Source organism: methane-oxidizing endosymbiont of Gigantopelta aegis (assembly GCF_016097405.1).
Taxonomy (GTDB): domain Bacteria; phylum Pseudomonadota; class Gammaproteobacteria; order Methylococcales; family Methylomonadaceae; genus Methylomarinum.
Map to the genome: position 1 here is coordinate 331673 of NZ_JAEHGD010000002.1, position 19367 is coordinate 351039.

The window sequence follows — 19367 nt, forward strand, 5'->3', positions numbered from 1 at the left end:
ATTCCTGGATAATGTAGTGACCAATGTATTTGTTTTTGGAGATAGCGGACGAGTCAATGAATATGTCGGCGGTTATTCCGATTGGTTGCGAATACAAAAAAGCGAACAGCAGGCACGGACGGCTGAAAAGGATGTACGGGTAAAAAAAGAAAAGCCGAAAATAAAACCGGAAAACAAACTCAGCTACAAGGAAAAGCGTGAACTCGAACAATTGCCTGATATTATCGAAGGCTTAGAAAATCGGCAGGCAGAATTGAATGAGCGTATCAATCAGCCCGATTTCTATAAACAAGCGCAAGAAAAAGTCAGCGCTACGTTATCTGAGCTCAATGAGGTCAATCAATCATTGGAACAGGCTTATCAACGCTGGGAAACGCTGGATGGTATGAGTTCGTAATGCTCAAGGTTCAGTATGATGTCATCATTATTGGCGCCGGCGCCTCCGGTTTGATGACCGCGATTGAAGCCGGTAAGCGCGGTCGTAAGGTTTTGGTGATCGACCATGCAAATAAGGCAGGCAAGAAAATCCTGATGTCCGGTGGCGGTCGCTGCAATTTCACCAACATGACCATTGATGCTGAAAATTATCTATCGCGTAATCCACATTTTTGCAAATCGGCGCTGAGCCGGTTCACCCAATGGGATTTTATCGCCTGGGTTCAACGCTATAACATTCCGTACCATGAGCGTGATCATGGACAATTGTTTTGTGATCGCAGTGCCAAAGACATTTTATCGATGTTATTGAGCGAATGTCAGCAATATGGTGTTTCAATTCAGCTCGATACAGCCATAACCAAGGTAACAGCGCAAACCCCCGGGTTTATATTGGAAACGAGCAGAGCTTGTTATGTTTGCCAATCGCTCGTTATTGCCAGCGGCGGCTTGTCGATTCCTAAAATGGGTGCGACGCCTTTTGGTTATCAAGTTGCAGCTCAGTTCTCGTTACCGATTGTGCCCACCCATGCTGGTTTAGTGCCATTGACCTGGCAGGATCGTGACAAACAACGCTTTGCACCGTTATCCGGTATTGCAGTGCCAGCTGTCGTTCGTTTTGGAAATCATGTATTCCGGGAAAATATGTTGTTCACGCATCGGGGATTGAGTGGCCCGGTGATTTTGCAGATTTCTTCTTATTGGCGGCCAGGCGAGCCGATTCAAATCAATTTGTTACCCGATTTGGATTTGCCGTATTGGTTGCAGCGACAGCGGGAAAAAATGCCTAATAGCCAGGTTGTCACTGTATTGGCGAAGCAGTTGCCGAAGAAATTGCTGAAGATATTGCTGGCAGAAGAGGTGGTCTGTATGCCTTTGAAAAGTTTGCAAGCCGCACACATTCAAAAGCTTGCAGAGCAATTGCAGAACTGGTGCTTAAAACCGAATGCAACCGAAGGCTACAGAACCGCAGAAGTGACGGTCGGTGGGGTCGATTGCGATGCCTTATCGTCAAAAACAATGGAATGCAAAACCGTACCAGGCCTGTACTTTGTCGGCGAAGTCGTTGATGTAAGCGGTTGGTTGGGTGGCTATAATTTTCAATGGGCCTGGTCATCTGGCTGGTGCGCAGGACAGTATGTGTAGTGTGATATTTTGTCCTGCGCCAAGCGCATAGGAATAAGAGGTAAGCGGATTATTGGGAAATATATTTCAGAATTTCGACAACCTGCTCGGGGGTTTCGGTGACGGCCATCGCAGCGGCGTCAATTTCTTTCAGTGGATGGGTCAATTTCGGCGCGTGTAAGGTGATAATAGGAATGCCTAAACCGGTTGCGATGCCGGCATCAAATGCAGCATTCCATTGTTTGTATTGCTCACCAAAGCGAATCACGACAATATCGGCACGGCTGATATAGTTATTGGTGCGCAGAGCGTTGATTTTGGCGGCCTTATGGTCTTTCCAGAACGGTTTGTCTTCAGGGCCTAAAATATTGACGCCAATATTGTCGCTGGCATCATGGTCAGTGATCGGTGTGAGTACGTCGATATCGAGTTTGTATTCGATAATGCCATTTTGAATCTTTTCGCGCCAGTCGGTGTGAATTTCACCAGAGAGATAGATTGTATAACTCATTATGTTCTCGGGTTGATGTTAGAATAGCGCTTATTTTAACGGTAATTTGACACAAATGGCAGAAAAACATATTTATAAAATTATTTTCATGAATCAGAATCAGGTTTATGAAGTGTATGCTAAATCCGTATTCCAAGGTGACTTGTACGGCTTTATTGTTATTGAGGATTTTTTATTTGGGGAAAAGTCTGCCATTGTGGTTGATCCGACTGAGGATAAATTACGCCATGAATTTGAACATGTCAGTCGGTCGTTTATTCCGATGCATGAGGTAATTCGTATCGACCAGGTCAAGCGGCAAGGGACGCCTAAAATTGTTTCGGCCAATACAGGGGATGCAAGTAAAACAAATGTTACCCCGTTGTATGGGCCGAAAAAGGATTAATAAATGGCTATTTAACGACGCGAAGGTGTGGTTTGCCAGCAGGTTTTTTGTCGGGTTTAGGTGCCGGTGGTGGCGTCTCGTCATCGTCATCATCAAAAATCATGCCTTTGCCATTCTCTTTGGCATAAATGGCCTGAACCTGAGAAATCGGCACAATAATGTGTATCGCTTTACCGGCAAAGCGGGCGTTGAATTGAATGTCTTCATTGCCTAATGACAATGCGTCGGTCGCTTCAGGACGGATATTTAGCACAATTTGGCCGTTTTCAATGAAATCATCGGGTAATACGGCGTCTGGGTGATCGGCGTCAATCAATAGATGGGGAGTTAGATTGTTGTCCAGAATCCACTCATAAATGGCGCGAATCAGATAAGGTTTTAATGAACTCATTTGCTGCCCTGAACCATTTCTTTTTCTGCATCACTTAAGCTGTCCCGAAACGCTTTGCGCGTAAACAGACGGTTAGCGTACGCAGTAATGCCTTTTCCTAGCGAGGGCAGGTCTATACCGAGCGCATGTAAACGCCACAGCAAAGGGGCTAATGCGCAGTCCGTCAAGGAAAACTCTTCGCTCATGAAGTAAGGTGCGGCATCGAAAACGGGTGCTGCGGCCATTAAGCTTTCACGTAGCATCTTTTTTGCTCGCGCGGATTTTTTTTCGCCAGAGTTTAGGACTTCATCCAACAAAGAATACCAGTCCTGGTCGATCCGTTTAATAATCATGCGGGTATTGGCGCGAGACACCGGATCCATTTGATGTAAAGGTGGATGCGGAAAGCGTTCGTCCAGATATTCCATGATGATGCGAGAATCATAGAGCACCAGATCGCGATCGATCAAAGTCGGTGATGTCCCGTTAGGATTGAGCTCCAGCAGATCTTCAGGGGGTTCGGCAGGATCAAAATATTCGATATCGGCGGTTACCTTTTTTTCATGCAATACGATGCGGGCGCAATGGCTCAAAGCACAGGTTGGCGATGAAAAAAGCGTCATTACAGATTTTCGGGTCGTAATGTTTGCCACTGATAATATCCTCTTTGTCAGACGAAAAAAGAAATCGGGATTATAGCATGGATGAATATCGATATGTGAAGCAGAGCTATGCAGTCTGATTGTGGAATAATTTTTGATATTCGCGTGTCGCCTGTTCTGGATTTTTGTGGTTAAAAATACCACCGATTATGGCTAAAAAATCAGCACCGGCTTCTAGTAATTGTTGGCCATTTTCGGGCAGAATACCACCGATGGCGACGATAGGTACGGCGATCTGTTGTTTTGCCTGACGTATTGTCTGGATATGTGCCGGGCGGGCGAGGGGTTTTGATGATGATGGGAAAAATCGGCCAAAGGCGACATAATTCGCGCCGGCGCGTGTCATAGTCAGTGCTCTGTCGAGGTCGTTGTAACAGGAAATACCAATGATGGCATCGGGGCCTAAGCGCTGTCTAGCCTGTTTGATATCGCCATCGTCTTGGCCTAAGTGGACGCCATCGGCTTTTAATGCTGCGGCTAATTCAATATCATCGTTAACGATAAAGGGAATTTGGTAATGTTGGCATAGAGAAAATAGTGCCTGTGCTAGCTCAGTTGCCGGAAGTGAAGATTTGTTGCGGTATTGTAAAACAGCTACGCCTCCGCGTAATGCCGCTTCTGTTTGTTCCAGAATCTGCTGGTGGCTGCGGTTTTCGGTTTGAGTGATGGCGTAAATACCCTGATTTGGAAGCTTCATTCCTCAGTCCAGAACAGGCGATTGGGGTTGAGTTGTCCGTGTCCGGTTGAATAAGCCTTAGCTAGGCTGTTCCAAGTGTATTCCTGGGCTTCAGAAATCGCGGTAAACGGGTCAAGGCTATGGGATATCAGTGCAGCGATACTGCTAGCTAACGTACAGCCAGAGCCATGATATTCACCCGCAAGTCGTTCCCAATGAAAAACCTCATGCGTATCGTCGGGACCAAACAGAAGGTTGTCTACAGTTTGGCTTTGTTCATGCGCGCCTGTGATCAAAACAAACTCTGCGCCATGTTGTTGCAATTTTTCACCACAGCTTTTTAAGTCATTAAGGTTTGTCAACAAGCGTGCTTCGTGGCTATTTGGTGTTATTACAGTAGACAAAGGGATGAGTTTCTGGATGATGGCGTCAATCAGCTGAGGCTCGGAAAAATCTTTGCCACCACCGGCGGCTAAAACCGGATCGAGAATAACAGGGATAGTCGGTACTTGATTTAGAATATGGCTCAGAGCAATGGCTATTTCTGTGCTGCCGAGTAGGCCAATTTTGATTGCGCTGATTTCAATATCCGCCAACAAGGTTTCTGTTTGTCGGATAAATTCTGTAGCCGATTGAGGGAAGACGGCTTTGGCATCATGGGTGTCTTGTTCGGTCAGCGCGGTAATGATACTGCATGGATGGCAATGATGGCTGATGATAGTTTCAATATCGGCTTGAATGCCTGCGCCACCGCTAGGGTCGTGACCTGAAAAGCATAAAACAGCAGGGCGTTTAAGGTCTGTTGACATAATGATGTATGGATTGGAGCGGGAAACGAGATTCGAACTCGCGACCCCAACCTTGGCAAGGTTGTGCTCTACCAGCTGAGCTATTCCCGCTTAAATACGAATGGAGGCTGCGACCGGAATCGAACCGGTGTAGATGGCTTTGCAGGCCACTGCATAACCACTTTGCTACGCAGCCAGGAAACTCAATAAAAAAGCCGCGGTGGTTGCGCGGCCTTGTAAATCTTGGAGCGGGAAACGAGATTCGAACTCGCGACCCCAACCTTGGCAAGGTTGTGCTCTACCAGCTGAGCTATTCCCGCGTTTCAATTTATCCTGAGTATTATAAGGGATAAATTGAGGATGTCAACATTATTTAAGATTAATGCCGAGAGTCCATCCTGTTTTCCCTTTACATTCGCCGTCTAGTATTTCGACTTGAACGAAGGCGTCTTTCTTTCCGTAAGCCGCTTGAGTTTGCAACGCCTTGACGCGTGTGCCTTGTGGCATATGTTTACATCCGCCAACACGATCATCTTCTTCAGAATCATCAAATGCAGCTATTGAACCCGGTACGGCGACTAAACGAATCGTGGCTTCAGGTGCCGTTGCATTTGGCCCCTTTAATTTATATTCATTTCCGAGAACGATAGGGGTTTGCTTGAATGTCGGAAGTTGTTTATTGGAACCGGAACTAAACATAATAATAACAATGAGCAAAACAACAGCGCCAATGCCGCCAAAGAACACTTTAGGGTTGGATTCTTTAAGCGCCATAATTTTAGCAACGATATTGCTCGCTGTATCAGCAGCAGGATTGCTTGCTTTGGCTGTTGTTTCAGTTGTTGCTTCTGTTTGTTGTGTGTTGTCCTGAGATGTTTCCGATGCAGATGTAGATTCTGATTCGTTTAAATTTTCGTTTTCACCATTGCTCATGTTGTGTTCCTCTTTAGAAAAAATCTTTTAGTTATTATAGTGTAGTGGGACTCCTAAAGGTACCACGATGAAAAAACATTTCAAGTCCGGTTTATAGAAAAATAGGACAGAGACTAGGGGCTGTTGCCATTTCACATAGGTAACCATAAAAAGGCGCAAGCCAGAGCGATAGAGCCTTCAAAATTTCGTTTGAGTTTGTCATATCGCGTGGCGATCGCTCTGAAATGCTTAAGTCTTGCAAACACATTTTCAACGAGATGGCGATATTTGTAGAGACACCAATCCATTTCATCATTTCCCCGAGTTGAATTCTTTTTTCTTGGGATAACAGGAACAGCCCCTTTGTCTTTAATTTGAAGACGTAATGCTTCACTGTCATAGCCTCTGTCAGCAACTATATAGTCACCTTTTGGGAGCTCTGCAACTAATTTCGGTGCTTCTTTACAGTCATGAACTTCGCCGCCTGTCACTGAGAAATGAATAGGAAGACCACAGGCATCAACGGCCATATGAATTTTACTGGTGTTCCCGGCGACAGATTTCCCTATCGCTGTTTCTTGTTCACAGGCCGCACCACTACTATGCTGATGTGCTTTCACAATACTCCCATCAATAAATTCCCATTCCAGGTCTGGGTCAACAACCAGGGCGTTAAAAATACCCATCAGTTTTTCTTTACGAGACCAGTCATTGAATCGTTTATATACCGCATTCCAATTACCAAAAGCCGTGGGTAAATCTCTCCAGGGACAACCTACTCGCAAGCGATAAAAAATACCTTCGACTGTTTTTCGAAGACAAGGTTTGTCATAAATTCCCATTTTCAACATAATTATCTTCAGTTTCTCCCAAAGTTCATCCGTAAGCAGTTGTCGCGGCATAGTTTGCTTGTTTTTGAGTCAAAATAAACAATCTATGTGGCGGAGTTATTGAATTTCAAGGGGGATTTTCAAAACGGCAACAGCCCCTATTATAAATACTTTATTTTTAATGGTGCGGTTTGGAATCTAAAATAGGCTGCAAAAAATAATTGCAAAATTTATAAAATGATTTAAAATAAGCAATCTTTGTCGGGTCGTTAGCTCAGCCGGTAGAGCACCGCACTTTTAATGCGATGGTCGAGCGTTCGAATCGCTCACGACCCACCATATGTTTTAAAAAACCAGCTTAGTGCTGGTTTTTTTGTGTCTGTTGATTTTGTTGGTAAAAAAATAGCGTCACCCTAGATTATGTAGGTGACGCCGTTTTATTGGGTTTGGATTAACCGATAGTTTCCATTCCTCCCATATAAGGTCTGAGGGCTTCGGGAATGGTAATGCTGCCATCGGCATTTTGATAATTTTCCATCACAGCAATCAAGGTGCGTCCAGCGGCCAGGCCAGATCCATTCAGTGTATGCACCAGTTCGGGCTTGCCGGTTTCTGGATTGCGCCAGCGCGCTTTCATGCGGCGTGCCTGAAAGTCTTTGAAATTACTGCAGGACGAAATTTCGCGATATTTACCTTGTCCGGGTAACCAAACCTCAAGATCGTAGGTTTTAGTGGATGAAAATCCGGTATCTCCAGCACAAAGTAGAACTTTGCGGTAGGGTAGTTTTAGTTTTTGCAGAATGTTTTCCGCATGCTGGGTCAGTTCTTCATGGGCTTGCGCGGAGTCTTCAGGGCGTACGATTTGTACCAACTCAACTTTTTCAAACTGATGCTGACGAATCATGCCGCGAACGTCGCGCCCATAAGCACCAGCTTCGCTACGGAAGCAAGGGGTGTGGGCAACGAATTTCAGTGGCATGTCTTCATTATTAATAATGACATTACGCACAATATTAGTGACCGGGACTTCAGCCGTTGGAATCAGATAGAAAGTTGGGTCGTGTTCGACTTTAAATAAGTCTTCTTCAAACTTGGGTAATTGTCCTGTTCCATACAGGCTGTCGGCATTAGCCAATAACGGAACATAAGTTTCCTGATAGCCATGCTCGTTGATATGGGTATTCAGCATAAGCTGAATAATGGCGCGTTGCAGGCTGGCAAGCGGGCCTTTTAAAACCACAAAACGCGCGCTAGCGATTTTTGCGCCCAATTCAAAATCCATGCCTTTGCTTTCACCTAGATCGACATGATCCTTAGGCTCAAAATCAAATGTGGGAATCTCTCCCCAGCGACTGATTTCCGTATTATCGTCTTCCGATTTACCCGCCGGTACGGTTTCATCCAGTATGTTAGGAAGAGCCTCAAGCATGGCGTTGATTTCGGCCTGAATCTGGTTTAATTCGGTTTCAGCCTGTTTTAAGGCATCGCCGAGGTTTTCCACTTCATTGAGTAGGGGTTGGATATCTTCACCCCGTGCCTTAGCTTGGCCGATGGCTTTTGAGCGGCTGTTACGCGTATTTTGTAATTCCTGCGTGGTCACCTGAATCGCTTTGCGTTTCGACTCCAGCGCAAGATAGTGTTCGCGATCGAAGCGAATACCACGACGGGTCAGTTGTTGTACGACAAAATCGAGTTCAGTCCTGAGTAATCGAGGATCAAGCATAGATGTTTCCTAAGATAAACGTCAATAAAATTAGCGAAAATGCAATGTGGCTGGCCAACTGATGATGTGGTCAAGATTCAATCGTTGTTGTAACTCGTCAATGGCATGCAAAACCTTTTCAGTTTCATCATAAAAATCGATGACCAGCGGCAATTCCAGAGATAAGGTCAACAGGTTGGCGCTATGCACTTCGCGTGAGTCACCGTAGCCGGCAATGCCCCGGCTGACCGTTACGCCCACAATGTTTTCCTCGTCACGCAAAATTTGCAGGATTTGATCTAGGTGGTCGTGACCTTCTAAGGTAAAAATACGCGCGCAGGTGACCGTTCTTTTCATAGTTGTTTTCCAGTGAGCATTCCTAACCATAACATAGTGCCTGAAATCAGCAGGTTAGACACAAAGACAGTGAGTATGACAGTTAAATGTGTGTCGAAGCTATGGCCGCTTTCAATCAGATACAACAGTACATAGAGGGTGGAAAAGGTCAGATATAATCCTGTCATCACAACAATAATAGCCGCGCGATGTTCCAAAGCCATGTTGACCTTAGCCAGTAACAGCGCACTGATAATGCCGAGCAAAAATGCCCCCACCGCATTAACGATCATCAAGGCAAAAGGCACTATACCGCCATTCCAATGAATGATGCCGCCAGAATAATTGAACAGCGTACGGCCAAGTAACAAACCGATCCAGACCGCCAGCAGGCAGGTACCAACGCTGAGCAGGATATTGTACCCGGCTTTAGCGAAATTGCCTTGTTCCAGCAAGAAGACGGTTTCCAGAGAAAAGGTGGAAAAGGTAGTAAAAGAACCAAACACTCCAATCAGAATTGCTGCACGGTATTCAGTGGAAATAGCAACACGTTGTACGATTAAGGCTTCCGTCATCAGTCCAATCAGAAAAGAGCCTAGAATATTGACGGCCAGGGTACCAAATGGAAAACTGCGTCCCAGCCAATGATAGACACCGTTGGACACCAAAAAACGCAGTACGGCACCTAATGCGCCACCCATTGCAACTGCCAATAAATGATTCATCGTCAGTATTTTATGAAATGCTCGCGGTAATATTTCATTTCGTCAATCGATTCTTGAATGTCATCGAGCGCTTTGTGCGCCGATTTCTTTTTGAACCCCTTCATTATATCTGGTGCCCAGCGCGATGCCAGCTCCTTCAGAGTGGATACATCCAGGTTACGATAATGGAAGTATTGCTCCAAAGTGGGCATACTGCGATACAAAAAACGTCTGTCCTGGCAAATACTGTTGCCGCACATCGGTGATTTATTGGCTGGCACCCATTGTTTTAAAAACTCTAGGGTTTGTCGTTCGGCTTCAGCTTCATCGAGGCTGGAAGCTTTAATTCGATCAATCAGGCCGGATTGGCCATGATGTTTTTGATTCCAGTCATCCATTGCCGCTATGGTTTCATCTGATTGATGAATCGCCAGAACCGGCCCTTCGGCTAGGATATTCAGGTTTTTATCGGTGATGATTGTGGCAATTTCAATGATTTGATCCTTGTCTGGATCGAGGCCGGTCATTTCCAGGTCAATCCAGATGAGATTTTCAGAATCGGCAGACATGTTTATCCGTAACAGTTAAAAAGTTGCGGTAAATTGTAGCATTGGATAATCTGTATAGCCATTTCCATTTTTATTTAAACATTATGCAGACATTTAGCCTTATTTTTCTGATTGCTTTAGCGATTTCAACCGCGATTCAATTCTGGTTGGATTGGCGCCAGAAAAACTATGTTTCGGCACATCGTGACCAGGTTCCTGAAGCGTTTAAAAATCGGGTTTCTCTACAAGCACATCAAAAAGCGGCTGATTATACAGTCGAAAAAGGAAAACTGGGCACCATTGACCATATTATCAGTTTGTTGATGTTGTTGGTGCTAACCTTAGGTGGCGGCATCAATGCGATTTTCAGTTTCTGGCATGGCCAGGGTTTGTCACCAATGACAGCGGATTTGGCATCCGTCGCCAGTCTGTTTTTGATCATGACGCTGGTGGAGTTGCCGACTAGTTGGTATCAAACCTTTGTAATTGAAGAAAAATATGGCTTCAATAAAAACACACCGGCGCAGTTCATTAAAGACCAGTTGATTTCCATCGCTCTGGTGTTGGGTATCGGTATGCCAATATTAGCTTTGATTTTATGGGTTATGGATAGTATTGGCGAACTTTGGTGGCTGTACGCCTGGGCTATTTTAATCAGTTTTTCCTTATTGATGAGCTGGTTGTTTCCAACGGTGATTGCACCGTTGTTCAATAAATTCACGCCGATGGAAGACAGCTCGCTCAAGCGCCGGATTCAGGCTTTGCTGGAGCGTTGTGGCTTTAGCAGTAATGGTATTTTTATCATGGATGGGTCGCGCCGGTCTGGTCACGGCAATGCCTATTTTACCGGACTTGGTAATAACAAGCGTATTGTGTTCTACGATACTCTGATCAATTCGCTGGATGAAGAAGAACTGGAAGCCGTTCTAGCGCATGAATTGGGCCATTTTAAACGCAAACATGTGATTAAAATGTTGATTTCATCTTCTATCATGACGCTGATCAGCTTTGCAATTTTAGGCTGGCTGATTCAACAGGACTGGTTTTTTACCGGCCTCGGTGTGACTGACGTTAAATCGAATGCTGTGGCTCTAGTTTTGTTCATGCTCGTGACGCCGGTGTTCACGCCATTTATTCAGCCGATTAGTGCTTGGTTCCAACGTAAATTTGAGTTTGAAGCCGACGATTTTGCCGTAGAAAATGCACGAGGCGATAAAATGATCAGTGGCCTGGTCAAACTGTATGAAGAAAATGCCAGCACTCTAACGCCTGATCCACTTTATTCCGCGTTTCATTACAGTCATCCGCCGGCTGCTATTCGTATTTCCCATATTGAAGAAAAAATGCGACAGGGTTAATGGCAGAAAAACAAGAAGGCTTGGTTGTTTCACACCTAGGCAAAGGTATTGCGGTTGAAACTGTTAGCGGTGAAATCTTGTTATGTCAGCCCCGCCGAAAGTTGGAAACAGTGGCTGTCGGTGACCGGGTAGTGTTTGAGCAGGTCGCTTCGGGACAGGGGCGGATTGATGAAATCCTCCCTCGCCGGTCGGTGTTGATCCGACCGGCCCGAAATAACAAGATACGGCCGGTTGCCGCTAACATCGATCATATTTATGTCGTATTTGCGCCGGAGCCGCGCTGTGATTTTTTATTGATTGATCAATATTTAGCTCTGTGTGAAAACCGTAACATCGAAGCCCGTCTGTTACTGAACAAAACGGATTTGCCTGGTAGTGAAGTCTTGCAACCGAAGCTTGCTGTTTATCAAACGCTGGGGTACCCCTTGTATAAGGTCAGTGCAGTAGAAAACATCGGATTGGATGATTTGAAGCGGGATTTGAAAGGGCATGTCAGTCTGTTCGCCGGCCAATCTGGTGTCGGCAAGTCATCATTGACCAACCGATTGATCCCCGATAAGAACCTCAAAATAAATTCAATTTCTGCGACCACAAAACACGGCCGCCATACCACCACGGCAGCGACCTTATATCATCTGCCCGAAGGTGGGGATTTGATCGACAGTCCCGGTGTGGCGATTTTCGGTCTGGCAGGCTTGACTGAGTCCGAATTAGCCTGGGGATTTCGTGAATTCCAACCGCTGATTGAGCACTGTCGTTTTCATAATTGTCGCCATCTGCAAGATAAAGGCTGTGCCATCAAACGCGCTGTCGAACAAGGTGAAATTTCAAGCGAACGCTATCAACGTTTTTTGAAGTTGCGCGAAAAGATGCCTGTAATGCTTTAAAATGTGTCTTTTACGGGATTACATGTAAGGCATGAGGATATGAGCGTATTTTGAAATGTTCAATAAAATCCAGGCATAGTATCTGTTCTGAAAAATATAGACTAGAATTAAAATGCGAATTAAGAGCTGAAAACCTCATATAAAATAAAATCAATGACTTATATTTTTTGCTTGAGGAGCATAGAGTTTGCATCACGCTAAGCCATTGATTTGTTGTGCCACAATTTAGCTCTTAATTCACATTAAAATTTATATTTATCAATTACCGTTGAGGAGCGATTAATGAGATATTCGACAATAACCGGAATAATTTTATTCATAGGGAATGTTGCTAGGGGCTGTTGCCGTTTTGAAAATCCCCCTTGAAATTCAATAACTCCGCCACATAGATTGTTTATTTTGACTCAAAAACAAGCAAACTATGCCCCGACAAATGCTTACGGATGAACTTTGGGAGAAACTGAAGATAATTATGTTGAAAATGGGAATTTATGACAAACCTTGTCTTCGAAAAACAGTCGAAGGTATTTTTATCGCTTGCGAGTAGGTTGTCCCTGGAGAGATTTACCCACGGCTTTTGGTAATTGGAATGCGGTATATAAACGATTCAATGACTGGTCTCGTAAAGAAAAACTGATGGGTATTTTTAACGCCTTGGTTGTTGATCCAGACCTGGAATGGGAATTTATTGATGGGAGTATTGTGAAAGCACATCAGCATAGTAGTGGTGCGGCCTGTGAACAAGAAACAGCGATAGGGAAATCTGTCGCCGGGAACACCAGTAAAATTCATATGGCCGTTGATGCCTGTGGTCTTCCTATTCATTTCTCAGTGACAGGCGGCGAAGTTCATGACTGTAAAGAAGCACCGAAATTAGTTGCAGAGCTCCCAAAAGGTGACTATATAGTTGCTGACAGAGGCTATGACAGTGAAGCATTACGTCTTCAAATTAAAGACAAAGGGGCTGTTCCTGTTATCCCAAGAAAAAGAATTCAACTCGGGGAAATGATGAAATGGATTGGTGTCTCTACAAATATCGCCATCTCGTTGAAAATGTGTTTGCAAGACTTAAGCATTTCAGAGCGATCGCCACGCGATATGACAAACTCAAACGAAATTTTGAAGGCTCTATCGCTCTGGCTTGCGCCTTTTTATGGTTACCTATGTGAAATGGCAACAGCCCCTAGATTAAGTGTGTTATTTTTTGTCAATGTTTTTTCCTATTATTGCATTCAAGCCTGGACGCGTAAAGAGAACCATGCAACCGGTTCTGTAAAACATCGGCAAATGCGGCGGAAAGGTAAACAATTTAAGTTCTTATTTCTGAACAGTATAAAATAACATTACCATTCATTTTGCTGGAGAGCCATGTTTCTGCAAGGCGTTAAAAAAAATATCATTCCACGTCCTATTCAACCCTCTAGGTTGCCACAAACCGATATGGATCCGGTGTTAGCGCGTATTTTCGCCAGCCGGGGAATCGACAGGCCAACGCAATTGGATCGTTCTCTGGCACGCTTGCCGTCGCCGGAGTTATTGTCCGGTATGAGGGCAATGGTCAAACATTTACACCAGGCATTAGAACAACAGCAGAAAATCTGTATTGTCGCCGATTTTGATGCCGATGGCGCGACCAGTTGTGCGGTGGCCATGCGGGGTTTGCAATTACTTGGTGCTGAAAATGTGTCGTTTATTGTGCCTAATCGTTTTGAATATGGGTATGGTTTGACTCCTGAAATTGTAGAGTTAGTCAAACAGCAACAGGCTGATGTCATCATTACGGTGGATAATGGTATTGCCAGCTTAGAGGGCGTGGCTGCCGCTAATGCGGCGGGCATTCAAGTGTTGGTGACCGATCACCATTTGCCCGGCGAAACGCTGCCCGAGGCGGCCGCTATTGTTAATCCTAATTTACCCGATGATCGTTTCCCCAGCACTCATATTGCCGGGGTCGGCGTTATTTTTTATGTGTTGATGGCTTTGCGGCGCTATTTACGTGAACAAGATTGGTTCAAGCGTCACAATTTAGCCGAACCTAATCTAGCTCAGCTCCTGGATTTTGTAGCGCTGGGGACGGTGGCCGATGTAGTGGTTTTAGATGAGGTAAATCGTATTCTGGTTCATCAAGGCTTGCAGCGGATTCGATCAGGGCAGTGTCATGCGGGTATTAAGGCAATTATCGAAATTGCGGGCCGACAACTTGAACGGATGCAGGCTTCAGACCTGGGCTTTGCCATCGGCCCGAGGTTGAATGCCGCCGGGCGCATGGATGATATGTCTCTAGGCATTCAGTGCTTTTTAACCGATGATGCTGAGGTTGCGCGAGATGTCGCCCGGCAACTGGATACACTGAATCAGGAGCGTAAAGAAATTGAAGCCCAAATGAAACATAAAGCCATGCAGTTATTGGCGGAAATGAAGGCTTTTGATGAGAGCCATTTGCCGGCTGGCGTTTGTTTGTTTAATCCGGATTGGCATCAGGGTGTGATTGGCATACTGGCCTCACGCATTAAAGACCGTTTGCATCGTCCGGTTATTGCCTTTGCACCCGCTGATAATGGTCAAATTAAAGGTTCTGCGCGTTCCATTGAAGGGCTTCATATTCGCGATGTATTGTGTGAAGTTGCGATTCGTCACCCCGATATTTTAAAACGCTTTGGTGGTCATGCCATGGCAGCTGGCTTGACGCTTGAAATGCATGATTATCCACCTTTTGCATTGGCGTTTGATGAAATTGTGACAGAAAAATTGGTGGATATTGACTTGGAGCAGAAAGTCTACTCAGATGGTGAATTGAAACAAGATTATTTGACTCTGTCTTTTGCTGAACAATTACAAAAAGCGGCAACTTGGGGTCAAGGTTTTCCAGAGCCGGTTTTTCATGGTCAGTTTGAGGTGATTCAATGTCGTATTGTGGGGCAACAACATCTTAAGTTTGTATTGAAGCTGATAGGCGAAGAATTACTGCTAGATGCTATCGCTTTTTTTGTAGAAAAACCGGAAAGCTGGTTGGGCACACGGCAGATTCAGGCAGTTTACAAACTCGACATCAATGAATTTCGTGGCAATCGGAATTTACAGCTTATGCTGCACTATGCTGAAAAAATCAGTTAAAGCGGACGTTTTTTAAAGCGCGACCAACGTTCAAGATAAAAACAGACATACGCGGCCAAAAGGCCGCCAAAGGTATCGGCGGCCCAATCGACTGCATCTGCATCCCGTCCTGGTACGAAAGATTGATGTCATTCATCACTGATGCCATATACGCTGCAAAATAATAGCGTACCACAGGTTTTCAATAGCCCCGATGCAGTCAGGTGGCGTAGCCAGCGCCAGGTTAGGACACCCATGACAAAATAAGCGCCGGTATGGATGAATTTATCCTGATGTGGAAACAGCATCGGTGTCGGCAAACTGCTACGTGATGATAAATAAAAAATAAAGCCGCAGTAAACGAGCAGGGCGAGAAAATCACGATAAGCGGGTTTCATAAGCCAAAATCCTGTAGCAAACGAATAGACAGATAAATAATAAGGCCAATAAAGCCGACTGAAAGTACAAATGTTACCGGGCGCTCCCAAAAAACCTGCCACAGGGTGCGTTGACGGCCGTGTTGTTTTTGTTGGTTGTATAGGGCACGCTGTTCTATAAAACGCTGTTGTTGATAATGATCCAATAACAGGCGAGCTTGTTGGTAGCTTGCCTTATCCCGAACCCATAACGCCGGCATGGAAATACCCCAGTTTCCAGCATCGGTTTCATAAAAATCAATCTTATGCTCGGTCAACAGTGCGCGAACTTGTTCGGCTTCATCTTCAGGAACACCGCGCAGGGAAAATAAAAATTCAGACATTGTGATTTATAGCAATAACAAAACGCTGTTATGATGAAGCAATAATGCGTACATTGTAAAGATGTTCAGCGATCGTTTGGTGGCTGAGATGATATTTTTGGGGAGATGCGACATGAAACAGAGGCGATTGTTTACGTTAGTTATTGGTTTTTTACTGTTGACAGGGTGCGCATCAGATCAAATCTATCGAGCCAACTATGCTTCCTGTTCTGTCACCGTTTCAGAGGATTGCGCATCTCATGCTGTACAAAAGATTGGTAAGGCACCTGCTGACTACTGGTTAGGGTTTGTAGAAGTCGATGACCAGGGGCAATTGCGGGACAGAGCGCAGTTGCAAGCCGTTTTAGATCAACTGTATAAAGTGTCCTCAGATCATGATGTATTGATTAATGTTTTTGTGCACGGTTGGCATCATAACGCTAAACCTGGTGATTCCAATATCGAAGGCTTTAAAGGCATCCTGCAAAAACTCAGTGCTATTGAATCTCGCCAAAGCCATAACTGGCAACATAAACCACGTCAGGTTTTTGGCGTATATGTGGGCTGGCGGGGTGAGTCTATTGAATTTCCTGGCATAAAATACCTGACATTCTGGGATAGAAAAAATACGGCTCAGGATGTCGGTTATTTAGGTGTTACAGAGTTGTTACTCAAACTCGAACAAGTGGTGCATGTCAAAGAAGCGCAATCGACAGCGGAAAAAAGTCGACTCGTTATTATCGGCCACAGTTTTGGCGGGGCGGTTGTTTATAATGCACTCTCGCAGATTCTAGCCAATCGCTTTATTGACAGTCATCCGGGTAAAAGTTATTCCGGACAGGTGCAGGGTTTTGGAGATTTGGTAGTGTTGCTAAATCCAGCTTTTGAATCATTACAATTTGCGCCACTGTATGATTTGGCACAATCACGTTGTAGTTATCTCGATAGCCGAACACCTCGTCTGGCTATTTTGACATCAGAAACTGACTATGCCACGAAATATGCGTTTTGGGCAGGTCAAGCGGTCGCTACTTTTTGGGAAACACATAACACGTTAACCCGTGAAGCTTGTCAGGGGCGGCGGAAGTTGATTTTGGATGAGGGTGAAGCCGACAGAACGGCGGTAGGGCATTTTGCACCATTACTAACTCATGAATTGACATTGGATAATACGGTGCTTACATTGAATAAAGATAATGTGATTGAATGGCAGCGTCCAGAAGAAGGGCAAAGCCGAGTGATGGGGAATCTGCGATTAACCCACTTAGGGCGCACATCACAGTATAATCCCTATCTGAATATTCGCGTCAGTTCAGATATTATGGATGGCCATAATGATATTTTTTCAGAAGAATTGTTAAGTTTTGTACAGGCTTTGATTGTTTATTCAACACAAGATAAACGTGGCAAGTTAACGAATAAAAGATAAAAACATGGATGATAAAAATTCTGAATTTAAAAACTTCAGCCTGGAGCGGGCGTGGGACCGGCGTATTGAAATATATTCTCCGGTCCTGAAAGGCGCGATGAATCAGGCTTATTTTTTTCAGATTTTGCTGAAAAAAAGGCATGAAGTTAAGTCGATTGAGATTGATCAGGAACGTGGCAGGGCGGTGATTGATTTCGATGCCGGTTTGTTAGAAAAATCTGATTTACTCGAGATTATCGACACGATTTTAGGGAATTTAAAACAGCGACAGCGTATTGAACCGGATACTGACCAAACTGAAATTAAATCTGAAGCAATTTCGGAAATTTGTTTGTTGGTCGATGGTATGAGTTGTCCTGCCTGTGCCGCCTTAATAAAAGTAGCCCTGAAAAAAATGCCGGGGGTGCAGGATGCCTGTGCAGAGCTTGAGACCAAGGAGGTAATGGTTTATGGCTCTATCAGTGAGGCGGATTTGATCAAAAAGATTGAAGATTTAGGTTATAAACATATCAAAACAAAATGACAGAAAGTCGCATAACAGAGCTTGAAATCAAGTTAGCCTATCAGGAAGAATTGATAGACACACTCAACAGCATCGTTGCTAAACAACAATTGCAAATGGCTTTGTTGCATAAATAATCCACAGCGTACTCTTTTCTTAAATTCCAGTCTTTATTCATGAAACAGAATAACTTTCAGGCATACCCAGGCCTGTCATTTTATTCATTGCGCCGACGCGGAGATACGCCTCAACCATCTGAGCCGCAAAGGTCCGGTTTTTTAATTGGCCACTAAAGAGCGTTTTGATGCGAAACATAGCCGTTTCAGCCAGGCTGCGTTGATGATAACCACTTTCTTGTTTCTATGCCTTTCTCCCGATTTCAGCGCAACGTTGAACAATCGCTGTTCTTGGATGAGTTCTCCCATCTTCATCACTCGGCCATTCCACCGCCCCTTCCCGCGGCGGTATCAATGCATCGGCGCCTTTGTTACCCCCCTATGTCAACATACCTGTCGCCTAGGAAATTTTAAATCAGGAGACAAAAATGAGCGTATTTAGCCAAGAATTTAAAGTACAATCAGTAGGGGCTGTTGCCATTTCACATAGGTAACCATAAAAAGGCGCAAGCCAGAGCGATAGAGCCTTCAAAATTTCGTTTGAGTTTGTCATATCGCGTGGCGATCGCTCTGAAATGCTTAAGTCTTGCAAACACATTTTCAACGAGATGGCGATATTTGTAGAGACACCAATCCATTTCATCATTTCCCCGAGTTGAATTCTTTTTTCTTGGGATAACAGGAACAGCCCCTTTGTCTTTAATTTGAAGACGTAATGCTTCACTGTCATAGCCTCTGTCAGCAACTATATAGTCACCTTTTGGGAGCTCTGCAACTAATTTCGGTGCTTCTTTACAGTCATGAACTTCGCCGCCTGTCACTGAGAAATGAATAGGAAGACCACAGGCATCAACGGCCATATGAATTTTACTGGTGTTCCCGGCGACAGATTTCCCTATCGCTGTTTCTTGTTCACAGGCCGCACCACTACTATGCTGATGTGCTTTCACAATACTCCCATCAATAAATTCCCATTCCAGGTCTGGATCAACAACCAAGGCGTTAAAAATACCCATCAGTTTTTCTTTACGAGACCAGTCATTGAATCGTTTATATACCGCATTCCAATTACCAAAAGCCGTGGGTAAATCTCTCCAGGGACAACCTACTCGCAAGCGATAAAAAATACCTTCGACTGTTTTTCGAAGACAAGGTTTGTCATAAATTCCCATTTTCAACATAATTATCTTCAGTTTCTCCCAAAGTTCATCCGTAAGCATTTGTCGGGGCATAGTTTGCTTGTTTTTGAGTCAAAATAA

General features: G+C 44.6%; 23 protein-coding genes, 4 tRNA genes and 2 pseudogenes. 11 read left to right on the forward strand and 18 right to left on the reverse strand.

Annotated elements, in window-relative coordinates; genetic code table 11:
- Positions 1-16 precede the first annotated feature (16 nt).
- Both JEU20_RS12445 and JEU20_RS12450 read left to right on the forward strand, forming a co-directional pair.
- Positions 17-397 carry a hypothetical protein gene (locus tag JEU20_RS12445; protein WP_198246482.1) on the forward strand — a complete coding sequence of 127 codons (381 nt, stop codon included), beginning with the start codon at positions 17-19 and terminating at the stop codon, positions 395-397.
- A complete protein-coding gene (locus tag JEU20_RS12450; protein WP_198246483.1) occupies positions 397-1581 on the forward strand; it encodes a BaiN/RdsA family NAD(P)/FAD-dependent oxidoreductase in 1185 nt (394 codons plus the stop codon). The genes JEU20_RS12445 and JEU20_RS12450 overlap by 1 nt, the downstream gene beginning before the upstream one ends.
- 49 nt (positions 1582-1630) lie before the next feature.
- On the opposite strand, the gene JEU20_RS12455 is transcribed toward JEU20_RS12450, so the two are convergent.
- Positions 1631-2071 (reverse strand): YtoQ family protein, encoded by a 441-nt coding sequence (locus tag JEU20_RS12455; RefSeq protein WP_198246484.1) that lies wholly within the window; start codon positions 2069-2071, stop codon positions 1631-1633.
- Positions 2072-2126: 55 nt separating this feature from the next.
- Here JEU20_RS12455 and JEU20_RS12460 point away from each other — a divergent pair, with 55 nt between their 5' ends.
- Positions 2127-2456, forward strand: coding sequence for a DUF1820 family protein (locus JEU20_RS12460; protein WP_198246485.1), 330 nt, complete (start codon positions 2127-2129; stop codon positions 2454-2456).
- A 7-nt stretch (positions 2457-2463) separates the two neighbouring features.
- Here JEU20_RS12460 and JEU20_RS12465 read toward each other — a convergent pair whose 3' ends face one another.
- The 9 genes from JEU20_RS12465 to JEU20_RS12505 form a co-directional block, all read right to left on the reverse strand.
- Entirely contained in the window at positions 2464-2847 is a 384-nt protein-coding gene (locus tag JEU20_RS12465) for a ClpXP protease specificity-enhancing factor (protein ID WP_198246486.1), read from the reverse strand.
- Positions 2844-3479 (reverse strand): glutathione S-transferase N-terminal domain-containing protein, encoded by a 636-nt coding sequence (locus JEU20_RS12470; protein WP_245395252.1) that lies wholly within the window; start codon positions 3477-3479, stop codon positions 2844-2846. The genes JEU20_RS12465 and JEU20_RS12470 overlap by 4 nt, the downstream gene beginning before the upstream one ends.
- 76 nt (positions 3480-3555) lie before the next feature.
- A complete protein-coding gene (gene thiE, locus JEU20_RS12475) occupies positions 3556-4185 on the reverse strand; it encodes a thiamine phosphate synthase (RefSeq protein WP_198246487.1) in 630 nt (209 codons plus the stop codon).
- Positions 4182-4973, reverse strand: a complete 792-nt coding sequence (thiD, locus tag JEU20_RS12480; RefSeq protein WP_198246488.1) for a bifunctional hydroxymethylpyrimidine kinase/phosphomethylpyrimidine kinase — start codon at positions 4971-4973, stop codon at positions 4182-4184. The genes thiE and thiD overlap by 4 nt, the downstream gene beginning before the upstream one ends.
- Before the next feature lie 14 nt (positions 4974-4987).
- Positions 4988-5063, reverse strand: a tRNA-Gly gene (locus JEU20_RS12485).
- An 11-nt stretch (positions 5064-5074) separates the two neighbouring features.
- Positions 5075-5148: transfer RNA gene (locus JEU20_RS12490), tRNA-Cys, on the reverse strand.
- Between the two features lie 48 nt (positions 5149-5196).
- Positions 5197-5272 (reverse strand) — tRNA-Gly (locus tag JEU20_RS12495).
- A gap of 49 nt (positions 5273-5321) precedes the next feature.
- The gene (locus JEU20_RS12500) at positions 5322-5885 is read right to left on the reverse strand and encodes a hypothetical protein (protein WP_198246489.1); all 564 of its coding nucleotides are present in this window, start codon (positions 5883-5885) and stop codon (positions 5322-5324) included.
- 131 nt (positions 5886-6016) lie between these two features.
- Positions 6017-6766 (reverse strand): IS5 family transposase, encoded by a 750-nt coding sequence (locus tag JEU20_RS12505; protein WP_198244898.1) that lies wholly within the window; start codon positions 6764-6766, stop codon positions 6017-6019.
- Positions 6767-6957: 191 nt separating this feature from the next.
- Between JEU20_RS12505 and JEU20_RS12510 the strand changes: the two genes are divergently transcribed.
- A tRNA-Lys gene (locus JEU20_RS12510) sits at positions 6958-7033 on the forward strand.
- A 112-nt stretch (positions 7034-7145) separates the two neighbouring features.
- On the opposite strand, the gene serS is transcribed toward JEU20_RS12510, so the two are convergent.
- Genes serS through orn form a run of 4 tightly spaced genes read right to left on the reverse strand, consistent with a single transcriptional unit; the run spans position 7146 to position 10005 of the window.
- Entirely contained in the window at positions 7146-8417 is a 1272-nt protein-coding gene (gene serS, locus JEU20_RS12515) for a serine--tRNA ligase (protein WP_198246490.1), read from the reverse strand.
- Positions 8418-8447: 30 nt separating this feature from the next.
- On the reverse strand, positions 8448-8753 hold the full coding sequence (locus JEU20_RS12520) for a DUF190 domain-containing protein (protein WP_198246491.1): 306 nt from the start codon (positions 8751-8753) through the stop codon (positions 8448-8450).
- Positions 8750-9457 (reverse strand): fluoride efflux transporter CrcB, encoded by a 708-nt coding sequence (crcB, locus tag JEU20_RS12525; RefSeq protein ID WP_198246492.1) that lies wholly within the window; start codon positions 9455-9457, stop codon positions 8750-8752. Before crcB ends, JEU20_RS12520 begins: the two co-directional genes overlap by 4 nt.
- Before the next feature lie 2 nt (positions 9458-9459).
- A complete protein-coding gene (gene orn / locus JEU20_RS12530; protein WP_198246493.1) occupies positions 9460-10005 on the reverse strand; it encodes an oligoribonuclease in 546 nt (181 codons plus the stop codon).
- Positions 10006-10088: 83 nt separating this feature from the next.
- Between orn and JEU20_RS12535 the strand changes: the two genes are divergently transcribed.
- The 4 genes and pseudogenes from JEU20_RS12535 to recJ all read left to right on the forward strand — a co-directional run bounded on the left by JEU20_RS12535 (position 10089) and on the right by recJ (position 15343).
- Positions 10089-11342, forward strand: coding sequence for a M48 family metallopeptidase (locus JEU20_RS12535; RefSeq protein WP_198246494.1), 1254 nt, complete (start codon positions 10089-10091; stop codon positions 11340-11342).
- Positions 11342-12229, forward strand: coding sequence for a ribosome small subunit-dependent GTPase A (rsgA, locus tag JEU20_RS12540; RefSeq protein WP_198246495.1), 888 nt, complete (start codon positions 11342-11344; stop codon positions 12227-12229). Before JEU20_RS12535 ends, rsgA begins: the two co-directional genes overlap by 1 nt.
- A 421-nt stretch (positions 12230-12650) precedes the next feature.
- Positions 12651-13398, forward strand: a pseudogene (locus JEU20_RS12545) (IS5 family transposase).
- Between the two features lie 199 nt (positions 13399-13597).
- On the forward strand, positions 13598-15343 hold the full coding sequence (recJ, locus tag JEU20_RS12550; protein WP_198246496.1) for a single-stranded-DNA-specific exonuclease RecJ: 1746 nt from the start codon (positions 13598-13600) through the stop codon (positions 15341-15343).
- On the opposite strand, the pseudogene JEU20_RS12555 reads toward recJ, so the two are convergent.
- Positions 15340-15720, reverse strand: a pseudogene (locus JEU20_RS12555) (VanZ family protein). The gene recJ and the pseudogene JEU20_RS12555 sit on opposite strands and share 4 nt — an antisense overlap.
- A complete protein-coding gene (locus JEU20_RS12560; RefSeq protein WP_198246497.1) occupies positions 15717-16082 on the reverse strand; it encodes a DUF6164 family protein in 366 nt (121 codons plus the stop codon). Before JEU20_RS12560 ends, JEU20_RS12555 begins: the two are co-directional and overlap by 4 nt.
- A 112-nt stretch (positions 16083-16194) precedes the next feature.
- On the opposite strand from JEU20_RS12560, the gene JEU20_RS12565 reads away from it, so the two are divergent.
- The 3 genes from JEU20_RS12565 to JEU20_RS12575 are packed head-to-tail and all read left to right on the forward strand — an operon-like array spanning position 16195 to position 18129.
- Positions 16195-17490, forward strand: coding sequence for an esterase (locus JEU20_RS12565; RefSeq protein WP_198246498.1), 1296 nt, complete (start codon positions 16195-16197; stop codon positions 17488-17490).
- Positions 17491-17494: 4 nt separating this feature from the next.
- Positions 17495-18013 (forward strand): heavy-metal-associated domain-containing protein, encoded by a 519-nt coding sequence (locus JEU20_RS12570; protein WP_198246499.1) that lies wholly within the window; start codon positions 17495-17497, stop codon positions 18011-18013.
- Complete coding sequence (locus JEU20_RS12575) at positions 18010-18129, forward strand: SlyX family protein (RefSeq protein WP_198246500.1); 120 nt, start codon at positions 18010-18012, stop codon at positions 18127-18129. Before JEU20_RS12570 ends, JEU20_RS12575 begins: the two co-directional genes overlap by 4 nt.
- A gap of 37 nt (positions 18130-18166) precedes the next feature.
- On the opposite strand, the gene JEU20_RS12580 is transcribed toward JEU20_RS12575, so the two are convergent.
- A complete protein-coding gene (locus JEU20_RS12580; RefSeq protein WP_198246501.1) occupies positions 18167-18307 on the reverse strand; it encodes a hypothetical protein in 141 nt (46 codons plus the stop codon).
- A 283-nt stretch (positions 18308-18590) separates the two neighbouring features.
- Complete coding sequence (locus JEU20_RS12585; protein ID WP_198243554.1) at positions 18591-19340, reverse strand: IS5 family transposase; 750 nt, start codon at positions 19338-19340, stop codon at positions 18591-18593.
- Positions 19341-19367 lie beyond the last annotated feature (27 nt).